Genomic DNA, 19,454 nt, shown 5'->3' with positions numbered 1-19,454 from the left:
CCCCCCGTGGACGCCGCCGTCGGACCCCCACAGCCTCACGGCCCGCCGCCGGCAACACATCGGGAGAATCCTTGCTTCCGCCCGCGCCCCTACCTCATATGTCCATTGACGGGCGGCGCCCCGAGTCCTAGCTTCGGCCCCGATGCCGAACCCCTTGTACTCCTCGCCGGTGATGGTGGGACGGTCGCTGGAACTGGCCGTTCTGGACGCCGCGCTGCACCGTGCCGGCGGCGGCGAGGGACGGCTGGTGGTCGTCGAGGGCGACGCCGGCATCGGCAAGACCCGGCTGGTGGACAGCTTCGCCCGGGCCGCCGCCGAGCGTGGCGTACGGGTCCCGGTGGGGTACTGCCCACCGCTGGTGGACGACGTGCCGTACGCGCCGATCCTGGACATCCTGCGCGGCCTCGACGCCTCGCCGGCGTCCGCCCGGATCCGGGACCGCGGGCGCTTCTTCCGCAAGGTCGCGGATCTGCTCGCCGGACAGGGCGAGACCACCATGGCGGTCGTCGAGGACCTGCACTGGGCCGACGGGTCCACCCGCGACCTGCTCGCGTTCCTCTCCCGCGTACTGCGCAAGGACGCAGTCCTGCTGGTCGTCACCGTGCGGGGCGACGAACTGGTCCCCGGCCATCCGGTCGGCGCGCTGCTCGCCGAACTGACCCGCGACCGGCAGGTCGACAGGCTGCGGCTGCTGCCGCTGACCCGTGCCGAGGTGGAGCAACAGGTGTGCGAACTCCTCAGGGAGCGCGCCTCCGCCTCCCTCGTGGACGACCTCTTCGGCAGGGCGGAGGGGAACCCCTTCTTCACCGAGGAACTGCTCGCCGCCGACGGCGGGACCGGTCGCGTTCCGGCAACCGTGAGCGATGCGCTGGACGCCCGTTTCGCCCGGCTGGGACCGGCCGCGGGGCAGGTGCTGCGTGCGGCCTCCGTGATCGGCCGCTCCAGCGACCACCTGCTGCTCGCCGCCGTCGCCCGACTACCGGACGACGTACTGGAGGAGGCGCTGCGCGAGGCGGTGGACCACTTCCTGCTGGTACCGACGTCCGACGGCTACCGTTTCCGTCACCAGTTGGCGCAGGAGGCGGTCCTGCGCGCGGTGCTGCCCGGCGAGCGTGCCCGGCTGCACGGCCGCGCCGCCCGGGCGCTCCAGGACCGCGGGCCCTCTTCGGCCGACGCCGCTCCGGCGAACGCGGCGGAGCTGGCCAGGCACTGGGAGGCCGCGGGCGAGCCCGTGCAGGCACTGCCGGCCGCCCGCCTGGCGGCGGACCTCGCGGAAGGGGCCAGTTCCCCCGCGGCGGCCCACGTGCAGTACGAACGGATGCTGCGGGTGTGGCCGGAGACCCCGGGCGCACAGGTCCCGGCCGGCATGACGCGTCATCAACTCCTCCTCGACACCGCCGGGTCGGCCGCCGCCTCCGGCAACAACTCGCGAGCCGTCGCCCTGGTGTCCGAGGCCCTGCTGGAGGTCGACAAGACCACCGAGCCGGCGCGTGCGGCCGTACTCCTCGAGCGCCAGGGCTGCTACGCGCTGACCTCCGCCGACCAGAAGACCTCCCGTACCGCGTACGAGGAAGCAGCCCGTCTGGTGGCGGGCGCGCCCGCCTCGCCCGAACGCGCCCGGGTACTGGAGGCGATGGCCCAGGGCCTGATGCTGCGCTCCTACGACGAGGAGGCGATCGGCTACGCCGAGCAGGCCATCGCGGACGCCCGGGAGACCGGTGCGGGCCCGGTCCTGTCGATCGCCCTGTCCATCCTGGGATCGTGCCGGATCAAACTCGGACGACTGGACGAGGGCCTGGCCGTGCTGGGCGAAGCGCTCGCGCTCGCGCTGGAGGTCGACGACCCACCGGCGGCCGGGCACGCCTACCTGTCGCTGTGCGAGTCGCTGGTGGCCGCCGGCCAGTTGCGAACGGCGCTGGAGCGGTCCCGCGAAGGCGCCCGCCTGACCAGGGAACTCGGGCTGACCGGAACGATCGCGCCTGCCATCGAGTGCAGCGCGGTACGTACGCTGGTCCGGCTCGGACGACTGAGCGAGGCCTCGGACCTCGCGGACCGGGCTCTGAGTGAGGTCGTGGAGCGCTTCTACTGCCAGCAGATCGAACTCCAGCTGGCCGGGCTGGAGATCAGGCGCGGGCGGCTGGTCGCGGCCGGGGAGCTGCTCGGCGGACTCGACCCCATCTTCACGGCCGAGGACGTGCTGTTCAGCGCCGGCACGCTGCGGTGGCGGGCCGAACTCGCCGTCGCCCGCGGCGACTGGGCGGACGCGCTGGCACTGGCCGAACGGGGACTCGGTTCGCGTCATACGAGCGGATACGAGGCGCTCGGCCCGCAGCTGTGCGCCGTAGCCGTACGCGCTGTCGCCGAGACGGTCGAGGAGGACCGCGGCAACCGCCGCCGCCCCGACCCAGCCGCGGCGTCGGCGGAGGCCCGCCGGTTCGCCGATCTCGCGGATTCACTGGTCGCGCAGGTCCGGGCGCGCGGAGGCCAACCCTCGCCCGACCACCTCGGCTACGCGCTGCTGGCCCGAGCCGAGTGCTCCCGCCTCGACCCGGCCGGACCGGACCCCGGCCTGTGGGAACAGCTCTCCGCGGACCGGGACCGCGAGCTGGACCCCTACCTCGCCGCATACGCCCGCCGTCGCCAGGCCGAGGCGCTCCTCATGTCCCGCGCCCCACGTGCCACCGCCGCACCCCTGCTCTACGCGGCCCACCGCAGCGCCCAGGAGATCGGCGCCGAACTGCTGGCCCGCGACATCGGCGACTTCGCCGGCCGCGCGGGCATCACCCTCGACCGCCCGGCCCCCACGGACCCGGACCGGGAACCGGCAGCCACCGAATTCAGCCTGACCGACCGCGAAACCGAAGTCCTCCGCCTCCTGTCCCGCGGCCTCACCAACGGCGAGATAGCCCGCGAACTGTTCATCTCCGCCAAGACCGCAAGCGTCCACGTCTCGGCCATCCTGCGAAAACTCGGCGTCACCAGCCGTATCCAGGCCTCCACGATGGCCGGCGGGATCCTGGGCGACGGCCGGGACTGACGTCGGCCTTCCTACCCCGCGGAACGACCACCCGGTCTGGCCCGTTCGATGTCGGCGGCCGGATACGGTGTCCGCTTGCTCACCGTGATCAGGCCGTGGTGGAACCCGTCCAGCACGGCGGCGGCGCGGGCATGCCGATCGATGATCGCGGCGATCGCGGGCGGGACCCCCTCGGGCCTTTCGCCCGCGATCCAGTCGTGCAGGAACGCCTCGTGCTCCGCCTCGCCGCGCAGGCCGTCGGGCAGGTGGTGGCGAAGCAGATGGTTCACGACGTAGCAGCCGTCATAGGCGTGATGGTCGGCGAGGAACTCGGCCTCGTCCTCCGAGAGTTCGAACCTCGAGCTCAGGGCGAGGCCGAAGTCCGCGAAGTAGATCAGCCGGCCGTCGGTCAGGACGTTGTTGAAGTGGGCGTCGAAGTGGACGAGCCCGCGGGAGCTCATGAAGGCGGCGCCGCGCGTCAGGGCTTCCTCCACCCACGCGTACCCCGGGACGTCCTCGCCCGCCGGAGTGGATTTCCTTCGGTCGCCCAGCCACTCGGCAAGGGTCTGAGGGACGTGTTCCAGGACGGCGGCCCGGGCGGCCCGGATGCGGTCCACCGCGAGCGCCTCGTCGTACAGCGGCCGGGTGCGGTCACCGGTGAAGTCTTCGATGCTGCCGCCGGCGGCGCCCGCCGCGAGCGTCAGCGAGACGGTGGTGGCCACCGTCTCGGGCGCCTCGCCGTACCCGTCTTCGAGGTCCGCGCTGACGGGCACCGTCACCCCGTCGGCGATCTCACGCACGCGACGCATCATCGTCTCGCGGTCGACACGGCCGTCCGGTGCCTTCTCGTCGAAGAAGTCGTGGTCCGGACGTCCGAGGGAGAACGCGATGCCCGCGCTCGTGGTCGCCACCGCGGGGAAGCCGGCCGACTCCAGGACGCGGGCGCTGCCCACGTACCAGGCGTTGGGCAGCAGGAAGGAGCCCCCGATCCGCTGTCGCCGCCGTGGCCCGGGCGGTCGCCGCGGACCCTCGCCGGCCTCTGCCCCCACCTGACCAGCGACGAGCGGCTACCGTCATGGCTTGTGCGCGTGAGATCCCTGATGTCCCTGTCCGCAGTCCCACGGCTCGCCAACGCGGTCGTCGTCGGAGCAGCCGTCGGTGTGGCCGTCGGTTCGTCGACCGATGTACCGCTGGGCATTCTCGCGGGTGTCGCCGCCACCGAGACATGCTTCGTGGTGGTCGGCTGGATCGTGCTGTGGCCGATGGACGCCGAAACCACCCGCCGAAACGCCCGACGCGAGGACCTGCGGCCCATCACCGAAGAGATCGCCGTGGTCGCGGCCGCCCTGTGCGGCCTTGTCGGCATCGTGGTGTTCATGCTCGGCAACTCCGACACCACCCATGCGGCGACGGCCCTCATCGGTGTGTTCATGGCCTGGGCCGCACTGCACCTGATGTACGCCACCCGGTACGCGTACCTCTACTACCTGGCTTCCGCGGGCGGAATCGACTTCAACTCCGGCCATCCGCCGGCGTACCGGGACTTCTTCTACTTCAGCTACAACCTGGGCATGACTTACCAGGTCTCCGACACCGACGTCTCCAGCACGACGATCCGCTCGGTGGTCCTGCGGCACACCCTTCTGTCGTACGTCTTCGGCACCAGCATTCTGGCTACCGCCATCAACCTTGTCGCGGGAATCTTCACTCGTTGAACGTTTTCTGCACGGTCGCTTATCGGGTGACGCCGACGGGCTGCGCGACGCAGGAGGGTCCCAGGTAGGGCGTGATGTTGCGCCAGGCGCGCTCGATGTACTCCTCCTTCTCGCCGACCGGGGCGACGTAGTGCAGCGCGCTTTCGGCGGCGTCGTGGCCCTCAAAGCGGGCGATGATCCAGGCGGCGAGGTAGTGCGAGGCCAGGCAGCCACCGGCGGTGGCGATGTTGTCCTTGGCGTAGAAGGGCTGGTTGAGCACCTCGACGCCGGCGGCGACGACCCAGGGCTTGGTGGTCAGGTCGGTGCAGGCGGGGATGGAGCCCAGCAGGCCGAGCTTGGCCAGCACGAGTGCGCCGGAGCACTGGGCGGCGATGAGCTGGCGCGAGGGGTCCAGGCGGCGCAGGACGTTCATGATCGCCGGGTCTTCTACGACCTCGCGGGTGGCGATGCCGCTCCCGACGATGACGGCGTCGGCGGCGCACGCCTCCTCAAGGGTGGACATCTGCTCGATGACCACCCCGTTCATCGACGTCACCTTGGGGCTGGGGGTGGCGATGGTGACGCGCCAGTCGTCGGTCTTGATGCGGTTGAGGACACCGAGCGCGATCAGGGAGTCGAGCTCGTTGTAGCCCTCGAAGGTGAGGATGGCGATGTGCGGCACGGCGGCTGTCCTTCCGGGTCGGTGGTCGGTGGTCGGTCGTTCTTGACGGTAGGAACCATCGACCAGGACAGTCAAAGAATTGTCATGGATACAATCCGGCGCATGGCAGCCTCGCGGTACAAAACACTGGTCGACGCGCTCGCGTCCGACATCCGGAGCGGGCGGCTCGCCGCGGGCGCACGGCTGCCGACCCACCGTGGGCTCGCCGCCCGTGAGGGCATCGCCGTGGTGACCGCGACCCGGGTGTACGCCGAGCTGGAGATCATGGGTCTGGTGAGCCGGGAACAGGGCCGCGGCACGTTCGTGCGCGACATCGCGGTTCCCGCCGGTCACGGCATCGATCAGCAGGTCGTCGCCACGGACGCGGTCGACCTCAACTTCAACCATCCGTCACTGCCCGGACAGGCCGATCTCCTGCGGCAGGCCCTGCGAGAGGTGGCCGGCGCCGGTGACCTCGACACACTGCTGCGCTACCAGCCACATCGAGGGCGCCTCCAGGACAGAGCCTCGATCGCGCGGCACCTGAGGCGCCGGGGAATCACCACGGACGCGGACCGGATCCTCATCACCAACGGAGCGCAGCACGGCCTCGCCATCACCGTCATGGCCACGCTCAACGCCGGTGACGTCGTCGCGGTCGACGCACTCACCTACCCGGGCTTCAAGGTCCTCGCACACGCCTTCCATCTCGACCTGGCGCCCATCCCCGCAACCGCCAACGGGCCGGATCTCGACGCCCTCGAGAAGCTGTGCGCCACCCGCCCCGTCCGGGCGATCTACACCATGCCCACCCTGCACAACCCGCTGGGCTGGGTGATGCCGGCAACCGACCGGACCCGCCTGATCAAGATCGCCCGGCAGCACGGTCCGCTCATCATCGAGGACGCCTCCTACGCCTACCTCGTCGAGGACCCTCCACCGCCGCTGGCCGCGACCGCGCCGGACATCACCGTCTACGTCTCGGGACTGTCCAAGAGCGTCGCCACCGGCCTCCGGGTCGGCTTCGTCGTCGCCCCGCCCGCCGCGGCGCCGTCGCTCGAACGCGCGATCCGGGCGACCACCTGGAACACCCCCGCCCTCACCACCGCCGTCGCCTGCCGCTGGCTCGACGACGGCACGGTGGACCACCTGGAAGCGCGGAAACGAGACGACGCGAAGGCCCGCCAGGCGATCGCCGGACAGGAGCTGGCGGGCCTGCCCCTCATCAGCCACCCCTCGTCCTACTTCACCTGGCTGCCGCTGCCCGACGACGCACGCGCCGATCGCCTGACCGCCACCCTCGCGCGTCAGAACATCTCGGTGGCCACGGCCGAACCGTTCTCCACCACGACGCACACACCGCAGGCGATCCGCCTCGCTCTGGGCTCGACCGATCCGGACAGTCTCCGGTCGTCGCTGCGCACAGTGCGACAAGTCGCTGTCGAGGACGCCCACGCGTGAAGCAGGCGACGGGGACGACGGGCCGGTCAGCCTGTCTTCTCGCGCGGCTGATGTGTGCCCGGGGTGTGCCCGAAGGTCCGGCGGAAGACGTCGATGAACGCGCTGGCGGACGACCAGCCGCACAGGTGGGCCACGGCGGTGACCGGGGTGTTCTCGGCCAGCAGGACCAGGGCGTGGTAGAGGCGCAGTTGGGTGCGCCACTGCGGGAACGTCATGCCGAGATCGGACTTGAAGAGGCGGGAGAGGGTGCGGTCGCTGGCGCCGACTTCCCTGCCGAGTGCCACCAGGGTGCGGTCGTCGGCCGGGTTCGTGCGCAGGATCTCGCAGACCGCCGTCAGCAGAGGGGCAGTTGGCGTGGGCAGGTGCAGCGGCTGCTGGGGTGATGCCCTCAACTGGTCGAGCAGCACGGCCCGCAGCCGCCCGCGTTCGGCGCTGTCGTCGTGCGGCGTGCGGGTGTAGGCGAGGACCAGTTCCCGCAGCAGCGCACCGACGGTCAGCACGGTCGGCTCGTCCAGACCGAGCGGGTTGTCACTCGCGGGCAGACCGACCAGGTGCAGTTCGAGTTCACCGTGGGCCTGGTGGGCGTGCACGGTGCCGGCCGGCACCCAGATGGCGCGATTGCCCGGCGCGAACCACGAGCCGCTGCTGGTGGTCACGGCCAGCACTCCCCGGCCCGCGTAGACGATCTGGTGGTCGTCGTGGCGGTGGGCGTCGATGGCGGCTCCGGGCGCCAGCCACTGAGTACGGGTCGGCGCTACGGGCTCGTGGCGGATTTCTGACATTGGTTGGCAGTTTATCGGAAGCGCGACACACTGCCCGGCGATGAGCATGGTGAGGTGTCAAGGACCAAATCGATCACCCTGCTGTCCGTCGGCCATGCCTGTGTGGACATCTACCAGGGCACGGTCGCCTCTCTCGTCCCGTTCTTCGTCGCCGAGCGCGCCTACGGCTACGCCGCGGTCTCGGGCATCGTGCTCGCCGCGTCCGTGCTGTCCTCGGTGGCCCAACCGGTGTTCGGCCTGCTCACCGACCGCTGGGCGATGCCCTGGATCCTGCCGGTGAGCACCGTCCTCGGCGGACTCGGTATCGCCCTCAGCGGCCTGAGCGGCTCCTACCCGCTGACACTGCTCTTCGTGGCGATGTCAGGCGTCGGAGTCGCCGCTTACCACCCCGAGTCCGCACGCGTCGCCCGGCTCCTCAGCGAGGGCAGCCACAGCGCGATGGGCTGGTTCTCCGTCGGCGGCAATCTCGGCTTCGCCGCCGCGCCGCTCATGGTCACCGCCGTCGTCGCCTCCGGCGGCCTGCGCCTGTCGCCACTGCTCGTGCTGCCGGCCCTCGCCGGCAGCGTGCTGTGCCTGCCCGTCCTGCGCGCACTCCAGAAGAAGACAGCCCCCGGCAGTTCATGCGGCCCAGCCGTGGTCGGCGCCGACGACAAGGCGTCCTTCGTGAAGCTGTCGCTGGCCGTGGTCTTCCGGTCCATCGTCTTCGTCGGCCTGAGCACGTTCATCTCGCTCTACGCCCAGCAGCGGGTGGGAGGCGGTACGACAGCGGGCACCGTGGCGCTGTTCGTGCTCTACATCGGCGGTGCGATGGGCTCGGTGGCGGGCGGCAGCCTGGCCAACCGCTGGGACCGGGTCACCGTCGCCCGCTGGTCCTACCTCCTCACGATCGCCGCCGTCGCGGGAACCGTGTTCATCCCCGGCCCGGCGTTCTACGCGTTCGTGGCGCTGACCTCCATCGGCCTGTACGTCCCCTTCTCCCTGCACGTCACCCTCGGCCAGGACTACCTGCCCACGCGCGTCGGCACGGCCGGCGGCGTCACCCTCGGACTGACCGTCAGCATCGGCGGCCTGGCCAGCCCCCTGATCGGCAGCGTCGCCGACGCGACCTCCCTGCGCACGGCTCTGGCACCCCTGATCCTGATGCCCGTGCTGAGCTGGCTGCTGTTCCGCACCCTGCCCGAACCCACGGCGCCCAAGCCCGTGCCGGCGGTGCGGCGGACCGGAGACGACACGGACGCCGAACTCACGGGCAGCAGCTTCCGTCCGTTGGGCGGAAGTTGACGCTCCGACACCTCACAAGGAACGTTTCCGCAGGTCCAGAAACCGCGCATGGTGGGGCGGGTGGGACTCGAACCCACGGCCGACGGATTATGAGTCCTTTGAGGATCTTGGCGGCCCTTGCCGATTTACACGGTTCTTGCAGGTCAGACGTACTGATCAGTGTCAGCCCTGTGCAGTGCTTGTCGGTCTGTTCCTGTCCTTGTGGCCCCTCAATGGACCCTGGGGGTCGATGAGTTGGACGCTTACCACAGCAGCAGCTGCGTCCGCCCAGTTCAGCCAAGGGGATAGAACCCTCGCACAGCGGATTCCCCTTCCAACGCGCAGATGCTCCACCCCAGGTATCGGCGTGGAGCATCTGCGCTATTTCAAGAGGCGAACTTGTCGACCAGAGTGCGCATTAACCCCGGGCTGCGGCCTGTCGACCGGGTCAGCCGAGGACGTAGGTCTCATCACCGAAGTCAGCGACGATCTTCAACTTGCCGCCGAGCGCCTTGACATAGGCAGCGAGGGTGTCGACCTCACTGCGCTCCAGTTGACCCTTCTCGATGCGTGAGACGCGGGCCTGGGTGACACCCATGGCTGCGGCAACCTGGACCTGTGTGGTGTGCTGCCGCTTCCGCAACTCGGCGAGGCGGTGCACACGGGAGGCCAGGACCATCGCCTGCGCCCCCTTCTGGATCTGATCCTTTTCGGCATCAGTGAAGGCGAAATCCTCGGCCAGGTATCCCCAGGAGACGGCCTGCGGGTCCTTGAGGTGATCAGTCATCGTGCCCCGTCCTCTCCATCGATTCGCTTCAGATGCTCCGCGTACGCCTGCTCCGCCTGAGGCACAGCGACGCGGTACCAGCCGACCCAGTTGCCCGCCTTGTCACCGCCGACCAGGATCACGGCCTGGCGGTCCGGGTCGAACACGAACAGCAACCGCACTTCCGTGGCCCCTGCCGAGCCAGGGCGGAGCTCCTTGAGGTTCGACAGCACCGAGCCCTTGATCGTGTCCACCAGAGGCCGACCCAGCGCGGGACCTTCCTCCTGAAGAGCAGTGACAGCCTGGCTGACCTGAATCAAGGTGTCGCGGTCAGTACGGCGCAGGCCATGAAGCCACGATAGAGCCGGCTCGACCACGACAATCTTCCAGGCCATGCACGCGTCCCCCATCTGCAATTTATTACACTGGCAGCATACACCACTGACGTCATAATGGCAGTGGCTGCGGTCCTCGCAGTCCTCTATGCTCGACGCGCAGCAGCTACTAGCGGCACGTCTCCGTCGACGCGAAAACCCACCTACCGATCGAGGTGTGGGAGACCCAGAAGGCCGAGCCCCTGGCCGTCTAGGTCCGCGCCCATCCCGGCATCGAGGCGGTGTGCCGGGACGGCCGGCACGTCTGCCGCTGCGCCTTCAGCGCGGCGCGCCGCACACGCCCCGTCCCGTCCCCCTGTGCGCCCGCCGAAGGGCCTTGACAGTGCTCGCCAAGTCGCTGACAGTCGGCGCATGCATGTGAGTTGGGCGGGGGACGTGTCACGGCAGCGCCCTCCCGGCTTCTACGGCCGTACCCTCATAGCTACGGGCGTGATGCTCGCGGCACTCGGTGTTGCCGCCATCGCCTCTGCCCATCCGGTGCTCATCACGAGTGTCAGTATCGCGCTCGCGGCTTGGCTAATTCTCGCCCTGCACTGCGGTTACCACCTGTTACGGGCGTATCGATGGCGTGAGCGACGGCGCACTGAGCAGCAGGCACGCGAGCGCCTCGCCATTCCCGGCGACGTCCCTTCCCCCGGCAGCTTTCCAGGTGTCCGCGAGATCGACGAGGCACAGCACGCAGAACTCAAGCAGACTCCGGACTACCAGGGCCGCTACCGTGCCACCGGTGTCAAGGTGGCGTTCCTGCCCACCTTGGCAGTGGGCTTCATCACTCTTCAGGCAATCTTCTTCCGGACCCTCGGACCGACCGCCCTTGGCCTGGCCTACGGCGAGGCTCTCCTGCTTGCGGTTCTCGTCCTGGTGGTCCACACGAACAAGCAGCCGAGCTTCGACTGGGTGCTCAGCCGGATCCGCGCCGAGCTGTTGCGACGGGAACAGTACCTTCGCCTTGCCCAGGTCGGACCATATCTGGGGATGGGACGCGACAGTTCCGCCCAGATCCGAAAGCAGCGAGTCACCCTCATCGCCACCGGAGATCTGGAAGGTCTCGAACGACTCGCCTCGACGGCAGACCAAGACACTCCAGAACCTGGTATCGAACGGCCGTGGGTGGACAGCCTGTGGCAGGCAGCGGCCACCCGCACCGGCTCGGGACGCACTGGCTCGGGCATCGAAGCGGACCCCGGCCTCCCCGATCAGGTCCGGGACCGTGCGCGTAGCTACCTGTACTACCGCATCGGCAAGCAGCTCATGTGGTTTGGGCTGAGCACCATCGCATTCGAGCGCGCCGAACGCAGGATCACCCGGACAACACAGGCCACCGTAGTGGCCGCAGTAGCGGTGGCCGTGGCCAACGCGGTGCTGCTGTCGGCGGATCGGCAGCACGGCGGTGCGTCCTCGTCCATCGCGCTGCTCGCCGCCGTGCTGCCCGCTCTCTGCACAGGCCTGTTCGCGACTCATGAACTGTTCGCCTTCCGACAGCTTGCCGTCTCGTACGACTACACCCGGCAGGAACTGGCGCGTTGCCAGTCGTCGTTACGGGCGCTGATCGGCCGCTTCGAAACGATAACTGACGATGCATCAGGAACTACGGAATTCCAGGCGCTCGTCCTGCGTACGGAAGCTGTGCTGACTCTTGAGCTGCAGAGGTGGGTCAGGCTCGTCCACAAGTCGCGTTTCGACGCCGCAATTTGACCGGGGGCGTTGCCACCATGCCGTACGAGATTTTCATCAGCTACAGCAGGGATGCCACCCCGATCTGCGACGACGTCCTGCGCATTCTGGAGGAGCGACTCCCCTACGAGGGCGTGGTCTTCGTCGACCGCGAGACTATCCCCGGCGGCGGCGACTGGTGGAAGAGGATCACCAGCGCGCTCGCCGAAGTTCGCTACCTACTGCTCCTCGGCACCCGGGAGGCCGCGACCAAACCCGACATGATCCTCAAAGAGCTGAAGGAGGCCCGTAAACAAGAAGTGGTCATTGTTCCGGTCGAGTTCGATGCCGGTGCGGTCAAGTCGCTGCTCGGCGAAGGGGAGACACACTATCTCGCTGCCGCTCGGCGCGACGACCAATGCGGTGACCCCGCAGGGCTCGAGCGCGCCCTGCGACGCTCTCTCGTGCAGCGCGTCGTGGACCGCCTGGAGTCACGTCGCAGGAAAGCCATCGCCTGGGCCGGGCAGAGACTGCCTTACCCGTCCTTCTGGGAAAACGTGTGGGACAACCTCGTTCCGGATACCGGCGCTGTCGTCCTCGTCGCTCCGGGAGGGCGTGGCAAGTCTGTGGTCGCAGCTCACTTCATCGACCGGATCTGCGCTGACACAGATGTCTACCCGTTCCTGCTTGAGGCCGCCGACACTGCGCGCGGCGCCGATGCCCTCGCGGGAGAACTCGGCGCCCGGTCCGCCAACGATCTGCCCGGCCATCTCCAGTCGCTGCGCGAGGAACACGGCAAGGAAGTGGTCTTTGTCGTCGACGCCCTCGACCAGATCCCGCCCGGCGACGACCCCAAGCACACTCGCACCATCGGCCTGCTGAACGTCCTGCATGCTTCCTGCGACCGGCTTCTGATCACGTGCCAGGATGACGTGTGGGCCGCCGCCTACGCCCCGTCGCTGGCCTTCTCCGTCCAGGAGGTGGGCGAACTTGACGAAGGCGCCGTCGCCCGCATCCTGCACTCGCTTCGCATCTCCAGTGAAGCGATCGGCAACAGGTTGCTACGGACCCCCTTCTTCCTCGATCTGGCTCTGCGTCGTGCCACGGTCTGGGACACCATTCCCGCAGTCGAAACCGCCTTCTTCCGACGGCTGTTCCGCGATGCCGCCGAGGAAGGTGGGCCAGTGCCCCAGGTGTCCGGGCGCCGCAAGCACGCTGTGCTCACTGCCCTCGCCGAGGCGCAGCTGCACGCAATGTCGTACGAGATCCCACGGGCGACCGTCCACGAACGCAGCGGCCTGGCCGAAGACGCCTTCACTCAAGCGGTGGCTCGGCTGAAGGACGACAGGTTGCTCATGGAGCGGCGCTCCGCACTGCGCCTCAGCCACGACCAGCTCGATGCCTATGCGGTGGCAATCGCCGTATACGGCACGGCTGACCCGGACGCCGCGGCCCGCGAGCTGTGCGGCCGCATGGAGACGGAGATCGGCTGGCCGGTCGGGTCGATGCTGGTCCGACTGGCGCACGAGCAACACGCCGAGCCGCTGCTGCGCACTCTGTTCACAGAGTTCCTCGGCATCCTCGACTGCAAGCGGGACGGGGACGTGTGCATGGCTCGAGCCTGGGGCGTCACCTACGTGCTGCGTCAGCGGCTCCCGCTGCTTATGCCCTTTGTACTGGAAGCGCTCGGCGGATCGCTGGTCGAGCGGCCGGGCCCGGGCAGCACTCCGAGCGCCATCGGTGACCATCCTCGTGTCACCCAGGACGCCGCGAGTTCGCTGGCCTCCGCATTCGGCGGGCTCGAGGCGGGTGACGTGGCGGACGTACCACGGGTCCTGCCAGTACTCGCCGACGGACTGGACAAGTTCCGGCTCAAGGGCCGCTTTGTAGAGGCCCTCGCCAAGTACCGCACCGCCGAAGTCCGTGCCCTGCTGACCCGAAGGGGCAACCATGAGCTCGACAGGCGCACGGACCTGCCCTGCCTTCGCTATGTCGCCCAAGGTTTACGCGGCTTCGACCCCCACGAGGCCACGACCGATCTCCTGGAGCGCATCGTCAACGACACCGGCATCGACCCCGTCACCCGCCGCCGCGCACGCGAGACCCTGCACGCCCACGATGGTCGGCCAGAGCCCGAGCGGGACGAAACGGAGATCGTGGAAGGCCTTCGCATCGCCGACACATCCGGCCCCTATTCCGACTGGGACGTGGTCCGCGAGTACGCCTCCTACGTACGAGACGAAGCAGCACGTGGGCGCGCCTTCGGCCCGAAGGTGGTCAGTGCCCTCATCGACTGCTTCCAGCACCCGATGAGCTACGTCGGCTATCCCGTCGCCGTCGCACTCGGCTGCTTCGACGACGACGCGGCCCGCGATGCCCTCCTTGAGCAGCTCTTGCGGGACGTGCTCACCGCGGAGGTTCGGGAAGCCTGCTTGCGCGCCCTGCACCAGCAGTTCGACCGATCGGGCGGCGAGCCACTCAGGCACCAGCTCTTTGCCTTCCAACTGTTGTACGCGGCACACGTCGCCCGGCACCGTGGCGCGGAAGCTGCGGCCCGCAGTCTCACCGAAATCGTCGGTCCGAACTTTGACACGGACGCCCTCGACGTCCTGCCACACAAGCCGATGGACAGTCCGGTCGCTCTGTCGGTGCAGCTGCAGAGCGACTCCTCCGCGGCTCTCGTGGATCCTGCTCTGCTCCGTCTCGAGGGCCCCGTCGACGGCCCCGATCTCGAACGCAAGTACCGCTTCACGGGTATCGGCCTAAGCGCCGACCGTCGAGCACTGGAGATTTCGCTGGCTCCGACGAGCTGGACAGAAGCCAGCCGCTTCCACTCCGCCCTGCGCCAGGATCCTGGCTCCGCGCGCAATACTGACCGCCGCCATGCCCTAGCCGGCAACTATCGATGGATCAGGCCCGTTCCGCTCGGCGAGACTGTCCTACCCGGCATCGCCTGCGTCCACTGCATCGTGCTGAGCAGCGACCGTCAGGTGCTCTTCAGCCGACGGAGCACGCAGTCCCCGTACGCCCCGGGCCGGTGGTCGGCCAGCTTCGAGGAACAGCTCAACGAGCATGACATGGGCGCTCACCCTGACCCCTTCACCCATGCGGCATGCCGCGGCTTCCATGAGGAGTTCGGCGCCGAAATCCATCCCGCGCGGGTTACGCCCCTCTCAGCTGTGATCGAAATTGGCCTGCTCAACCTCGCTCTGACCATGCTGCTGAAGCCGGAGCTGACAGCCGATGAAATCGAAGCACGCTGGCACACCAACGCCAAGGACCGATGGGAGGCCCAGACCCTCGACTGGCTCCCCGTCCGTTCCACCGCGCTCGACAGCCGCACTCCGGCACATCCCACCACGGCACTGCGCTGGGCGATGCTGCACCGATGGCTCGCCACGCACCAGGACTGAGTCCCTACCGCTCCTAGAGACCTCCGCGAGGATCCTGGACGACGACGCGATATCGGAAATCCAGTCGGCCCGTGGGAATGTACGGCTTCATGAGAACTGAGTAGCCACGGGCTGCCAACGTCGTAGGTGCATCAGGTCAGCCCCTCTCCTTCAGCCACCCCCCTATGGCGTCCGGGGTACGCACCCATAGAACACTGCGTTGGACAGGGCTGCATCACCCGGCACTACCCAGCCTTCTTCTCCAGCCAACGGAGTGACCTGAGGTCTCGTCAGTCGGTCATTGCGTTCCGGCACTGCGGCGAGCAGCCTCTCGAACGTGTTCTTGCCCGGTTCGGCCGAAGCCGTCGGAGCAGCCGTACTGGCCCGAAAGGCCGCGGGAGCCGGGCACGCCGACAGCAGGCGGGCTGCCCAGGTGATCACCCCAGCATCGTCGTGCCGGGGAGTGCCGTCATCATCCGGCTCCGCTCATGATCGGCCGGGCAGACCTCGACGACCGCCCGGCAATCTGACCAACCGACCGTGGGGAACTACACGAGAGGGCGGTGCAACCCCGTATGGCCGTTTCCTTGCCCCCTGCCATCGCCAGGACGCCCTCTCAGCGGCCACCTGCTACCACTCAGCTCAAGGTCCGATATCGACACCGAGGCCGCCAATCCCCTGGCCGACATCGAGAATCGAGCGGCACGAAAGCGACAGTCCGTCCCCACCGCACAGGCAGCAGCCGAAGTCGCTCTACCCTGACGGCGCATCAGACGCGCCGACATCTGCGCCGCCTCCACTGCCTACCCGGTACTCAACCTGCTGTGCCGCAGAGGGCAGCCCCATGCCTCACAGCAGGCAAATGGGACAACGTCCGGCCTGGGTACACCGTCGGCGCGGCCACGTCGGCGTCGTCCCGGCCCCTGCCCGGCCCCTGGATCTTGGTATCGAGCCTCAGGACAGCCATCCCGGAGGCCGACAACAACCTTGATCACCCACTCCGCCACAGGTCAGATGGGTCGGAGCCCTCCCGAGCGCCACCGGACTCCAAAGCCGTGAGCAGCGGATTCAGTCCATTGGACGGAAGTTGACGCTCCAACACCTCACGAGGAACGTTTCCGCAGGTCAGAGGCCATGCATGGTGGGGCGGGTGGGACTCGAACCCACGGCCGACGGATTATGAGTCCCTTGGGGATCTTGGCGGCCCTTGCCGATCAACGCTCATCCTTGACGTTTTCCCAGGCCAGACGTGCTGATCAGTGTCAGTCCCGAGTGGTGCTTGTCGATGTGTTCCTGTCCTTGTGGCCCCTCAATGGCCCCTGGGGGTCGACGAGTTGGACACTTGCCACAACAGCAGCCGCGTCCGCCCAGTCCAGCCAAGGGAATAGAACCCTCGCACAGCGGATTCCCCTTCCAACGCGATGATGCTCCACCCTGGGTATCGGGGTGGAGCATCTGCACTACTTCAAGAGGCGAACTTGTCGACCAGAGTGCGCGTTGGCCCCGGCCGCAGCCTGTCGACCGGGTCAGCCGAGGATGTAGGTCTCATCACCGAAGTCAGCGACGATCTTCAACTTGCCGCCGAGTGCCTTGACATAGACAGCGAGGGTGTCGACCTCGCTGCGCTCCAGCTGGCCCCTCTCGATGCGTGAGACGCGGGCCTGGGTGACACCCATGGCTTCAGCAACCTGGACCTGCGTGGTGTGCTGTCGTTTCCGCAACTCGGCGAGGCGGTGCACACGGGAGGCCAGGATCATTGCCTGTGCCCCCTTCTGGATCTGATCCTTTTCGGCATCGGTGAAGGCGAAATCCTCGGCCAGGTATCCCCAGGAGACGGCCTGCGGGTCCTTGAGGTGATCAGTCATCGTGCCCCGTCCTCTCCATCGATTCGCTTCAGATGCTCTGCGTACGCCTGCTCCGCCTGAGGCACAGCGACGCGGTACCAGCCGGACCAGTTGCCTGCCTTGTCACCGCCGACCAGGATCACGGCCTGGCGGTCCGGGTCGAACACGAACAGCGAACAGCAACCGCGCTTCCGTAGCCCCTGCCGAGCCCGGGCGGAGCTCCGGCACTCGGGAGCGGAGCCTCTGTGGCCGTTGTCGCAAGGGGTGTCAGTCCACCGCCAGCTCTCCCTGGATACAGCGAAGGCGTACACCATCTCTTTCGGGCCGTCCTTCTCAGGCCGCTCGTCGGCGTCGCGTCTGCGTACACCCGCTCGGCCGTCAGTATTCACTGCAGGTGAACCGCCACGGGCACCAGAATCACCAAGCGAGTAACAGCAATCCACCAGCTGCCCTCATATATCGATGAGTTGCCTCGGGCACCTGCACCGCCCCCATCCCGGGACGTTCAGGGCGTCCACCGTTTCATCCCGCCGGCGCCAGGTGCTCCGCCAAGCGCAACGCGAGCGCGGCCAGCGTCAGGGACGGGTTCGCCGCCGGGGACGTGGGAAATACCGAGTTGTCGCAGGCGTAGAGGTTGTCGTAACCGAGGAACCGCAGATCGCTGTCGACGACACCGCCGACGCGCAAGGTGCCGACTTCATGGGCTACCCCGCCCAGTGACGCGGTCTTCAGTGACAGGTCCTCGAATCCGACCGGCTGCGCGCCGAAGGCATCGAAGACCGCTCGCTTGACCTGCTCCATCTGCTCTCGGACCTCGGGCGCGACGGGGGCGGGCCGGACATGGACGGTCACGGGGTCATCGAGCGAGCCGCCGAGTTCGACGTGGTTGTCGTTCTGCAGATCCGCGTGGAGAAGGAACACGAGTTCGCAGAGCACCGACTCCCTCTTGTCCTTGCAGTGCTGCGCGAGGTTGTCGGGATCGACATAGCGACCCTGGTTGAAGTCCGCGCCCAGTTCCAGCACCGCGTTGTACGGGTGGTCGTCGGCCGAGGCATGGCGATACCGGGACAGCACCTTGGAGCTGGAGGCGGGCACGGCGTGCGGCGAGTCGAAGGGGAGCGAGAAGTGGGTGTAGAGGATGGGATGGTCGGTGATGCCGCGTCCGATCAGCTGGTTGGGGTCCTTCAGCCGGGACTGGAGTGCGATCTTCGCCGACTCGATGGTCCCCGCGGCCAGCACGATGCTCCGGCCTCGGTAGCGGCGTTCCCGCCAGTTGAGGAGGTCGAAGCAGCGCACCCCGTCGGCCCTGTGGTCTCCGTCGGTGAGCACCTCGCGGACGGCATGGTTGAGGTTGACGGTGAGCCTGCCCGGTGGCGGGGTGTTGTCCTGGACGAGCAGACTCTCCAGCAGCAGGTCGGCGGTGGAGAACATTCCGCCGGGCATCGACGCGGAGGTGTAGCCCTGGTATTGGACGGCCACCGGCGCGTCGAGGTGCTCGTGGTCGGGCAGCGTGGCGGTCAGCAGTCGTTTGGTGTCCTCCTGGTAGGCCGAGGCGACCGGGGTTGTCCGGTTGAGCGCGTCCTGCGCGCGCCGGTAACCCATGTCGAGGAGGTGCTCGCGGATTTCCGCGGGCCAGCCTACGAGTTCCCACGCCCCCATCGCGGGGATCAGGCCGCCCCAGAAGACGGACCGCCCGCCGAGGTTGAACCCCTGGGCACCCTGGAAGTCCGACCCCGGGCCGTTGGTGTAGTTGACGGTGCGGAAGTCCTGCCACAGCCCCCACACATGCTTGTCGAAGACTCCGGTCCGTAACCGACGCGGCAGATTGGCCACATGGGTCGGGAACAGATAGGACCCGAGCTCCAGAACGAGCACGTCCGCACCCCGGTCGCCGAGCTGGTCGGCAAGGATCCCGCCGCCGAAACCGGAGCCCACGACGATGACGTCGTAGACATGGTTCTCGTCGTAGTCGGGCCGGATAAGGGCCCGCTGCACCCGGCCGGACTCCGCGACCACCTTCTCCTCCGCGAGGAAGACAATCTCAGCATCCGTGAAGCGGCGCGCTGCGCCGGGCGCCGTCGCCACGTCGAGGTTGTTCCCCGCCATCCAGGTAGTGCGGTCCAGCACGAACTTGCACTCCAACTGGTCCCCATAGTCTCGCTCATCGAGCGTGAAGATCCACTGCCCGTCTGAGAACCAGCCAGGGATGTCCGCGTTCCAGTCCTTCGAGGTACGAAGGGAGATCACGTGCCCGGGCGCGGCCGCCCGGGTCTCGAAGGCAACGGTGAACATGGGCGCCCTTCCTGGGCTCAATGGTCACCGTACGTAGTGACCCGGGCAGCAGAGAAGCGGGGGTTGGACAAGACCGCCTGCGTCGCCCCGAGGGGACGGCGCTTTTGTGGCCCTGGGCGCAGGCGCCCACAGTCTGCCCGTGAGGCTGGCGCAGAGGAGGTCACGAGGAAGCGGGAACACGGGACCGTCGGCCTGGGAAAACACCTCGACGGTTGAGGCCGGCATCCCTGCCGGTCCG

13 protein-coding genes are annotated in these 19,454 nt (G+C 68.2%); 6 read left to right on the top strand and 7 right to left on the bottom strand.

Translation table 11 applies throughout. The features are described 5' to 3' along the window. Positions 1 to 142 precede the first annotated feature (142 nt). A complete protein-coding gene (locus OG246_RS17790; RefSeq protein WP_266462920.1) occupies positions 143 to 3,037 on the top strand; it encodes a helix-turn-helix transcriptional regulator in 2,895 nt (964 codons plus the stop codon). An 11-nt stretch (positions 3,038 to 3,048) separates the two neighbouring features. On the opposite strand, the gene OG246_RS17785 is transcribed toward OG246_RS17790, so the two are convergent. Next, the gene (locus tag OG246_RS17785) at positions 3,049 to 4,005 is read right to left on the bottom strand and encodes an isocitrate lyase/phosphoenolpyruvate mutase family protein (protein WP_266464323.1); all 957 of its coding nucleotides are present in this window, start codon (positions 4,003 to 4,005) and stop codon (positions 3,049 to 3,051) included. Between the two features lie 111 nt (positions 4,006 to 4,116). Here OG246_RS17785 and OG246_RS17780 point away from each other — a divergent pair, with 111 nt between their 5' ends. Further along, the gene (locus OG246_RS17780; protein ID WP_266462917.1) at positions 4,117 to 4,731 is read left to right on the top strand and encodes a DUF1345 domain-containing protein; all 615 of its coding nucleotides are present in this window, start codon (positions 4,117 to 4,119) and stop codon (positions 4,729 to 4,731) included. 19 nt (positions 4,732 to 4,750) lie between these two features. Here the strand turns inward: OG246_RS17780 and OG246_RS17775 are convergent, their stop codons facing one another. Continuing rightward, positions 4,751 to 5,392, bottom strand: coding sequence for a DJ-1/PfpI family protein (locus OG246_RS17775; RefSeq protein ID WP_266462910.1), 642 nt, complete (start codon positions 5,390 to 5,392; stop codon positions 4,751 to 4,753). Between the two features lie 102 nt (positions 5,393 to 5,494). Between OG246_RS17775 and OG246_RS17770 the strand changes: the two genes are divergently transcribed. After that, positions 5,495 to 6,832 (top strand): PLP-dependent aminotransferase family protein, encoded by a 1,338-nt coding sequence (locus OG246_RS17770; protein WP_266462908.1) that lies wholly within the window; start codon positions 5,495 to 5,497, stop codon positions 6,830 to 6,832. A gap of 26 nt (positions 6,833 to 6,858) precedes the next feature. On the opposite strand, the gene OG246_RS17765 is transcribed toward OG246_RS17770, so the two are convergent. Next, positions 6,859 to 7,614, bottom strand: a complete 756-nt coding sequence (locus OG246_RS17765) for a helix-turn-helix transcriptional regulator (RefSeq protein ID WP_266462904.1) — start codon at positions 7,612 to 7,614, stop codon at positions 6,859 to 6,861. A gap of 54 nt (positions 7,615 to 7,668) precedes the next feature. Here OG246_RS17765 and OG246_RS17760 point away from each other — a divergent pair, with 54 nt between their 5' ends. Further along, positions 7,669 to 8,895, top strand: coding sequence for an MFS transporter (locus OG246_RS17760; RefSeq protein ID WP_266462901.1), 1,227 nt, complete (start codon positions 7,669 to 7,671; stop codon positions 8,893 to 8,895). 427 nt (positions 8,896 to 9,322) lie between these two features. Here the strand turns inward: OG246_RS17760 and OG246_RS17755 are convergent, their stop codons facing one another. Together OG246_RS17755 and OG246_RS17750 are read right to left on the bottom strand one after the other, a co-directional pair. Further along, on the bottom strand, positions 9,323 to 9,661 hold the full coding sequence (locus tag OG246_RS17755) for an XRE family transcriptional regulator (RefSeq protein WP_266462898.1): 339 nt from the start codon (positions 9,659 to 9,661) through the stop codon (positions 9,323 to 9,325). Continuing rightward, on the bottom strand, positions 9,658 to 10,035 hold the full coding sequence (locus OG246_RS17750; protein WP_266462895.1) for a type II toxin-antitoxin system RelE/ParE family toxin: 378 nt from the start codon (positions 10,033 to 10,035) through the stop codon (positions 9,658 to 9,660). The genes OG246_RS17755 and OG246_RS17750 overlap by 4 nt, the downstream gene beginning before the upstream one ends. 432 nt (positions 10,036 to 10,467) lie before the next feature. Between OG246_RS17750 and OG246_RS17745 the strand changes: the two genes are divergently transcribed. Together OG246_RS17745 and OG246_RS17740 are read left to right on the top strand one after the other, a co-directional pair. After that, positions 10,468 to 11,730, top strand: a complete 1,263-nt coding sequence (locus tag OG246_RS17745) for an SLATT domain-containing protein (RefSeq protein ID WP_266464320.1) — start codon at positions 10,468 to 10,470, stop codon at positions 11,728 to 11,730. Between the two features lie 17 nt (positions 11,731 to 11,747). Then, entirely contained in the window at positions 11,748 to 15,101 is a 3,354-nt protein-coding gene (locus tag OG246_RS17740) for a toll/interleukin-1 receptor domain-containing protein (RefSeq protein WP_266462892.1), read from the top strand. Between the two features lie 1,505 nt (positions 15,102 to 16,606). Here the strand turns inward: OG246_RS17740 and OG246_RS17735 are convergent. Both OG246_RS17735 and OG246_RS17725 read right to left on the bottom strand, forming a co-directional pair. Continuing rightward, positions 16,607 to 16,945, bottom strand: a complete 339-nt coding sequence (locus tag OG246_RS17735; protein ID WP_266462889.1) for an XRE family transcriptional regulator — start codon at positions 16,943 to 16,945, stop codon at positions 16,607 to 16,609. Positions 16,946 to 17,446: 501 nt separating this feature from the next. After that, a complete protein-coding gene (locus OG246_RS17725; protein ID WP_266462887.1) occupies positions 17,447 to 19,216 on the bottom strand; it encodes a GMC oxidoreductase in 1,770 nt (589 codons plus the stop codon). Between the last annotated feature and the right edge of the window lie 238 nt (positions 19,217 to 19,454).

Source organism: Streptomyces sp. NBC_00620, assembly GCF_026341825.1.
Taxonomy (GTDB): domain Bacteria; phylum Actinomycetota; class Actinomycetes; order Streptomycetales; family Streptomycetaceae; genus Streptomyces.
This window is presented reverse-complemented; position numbering and strand designations above follow the sequence as displayed.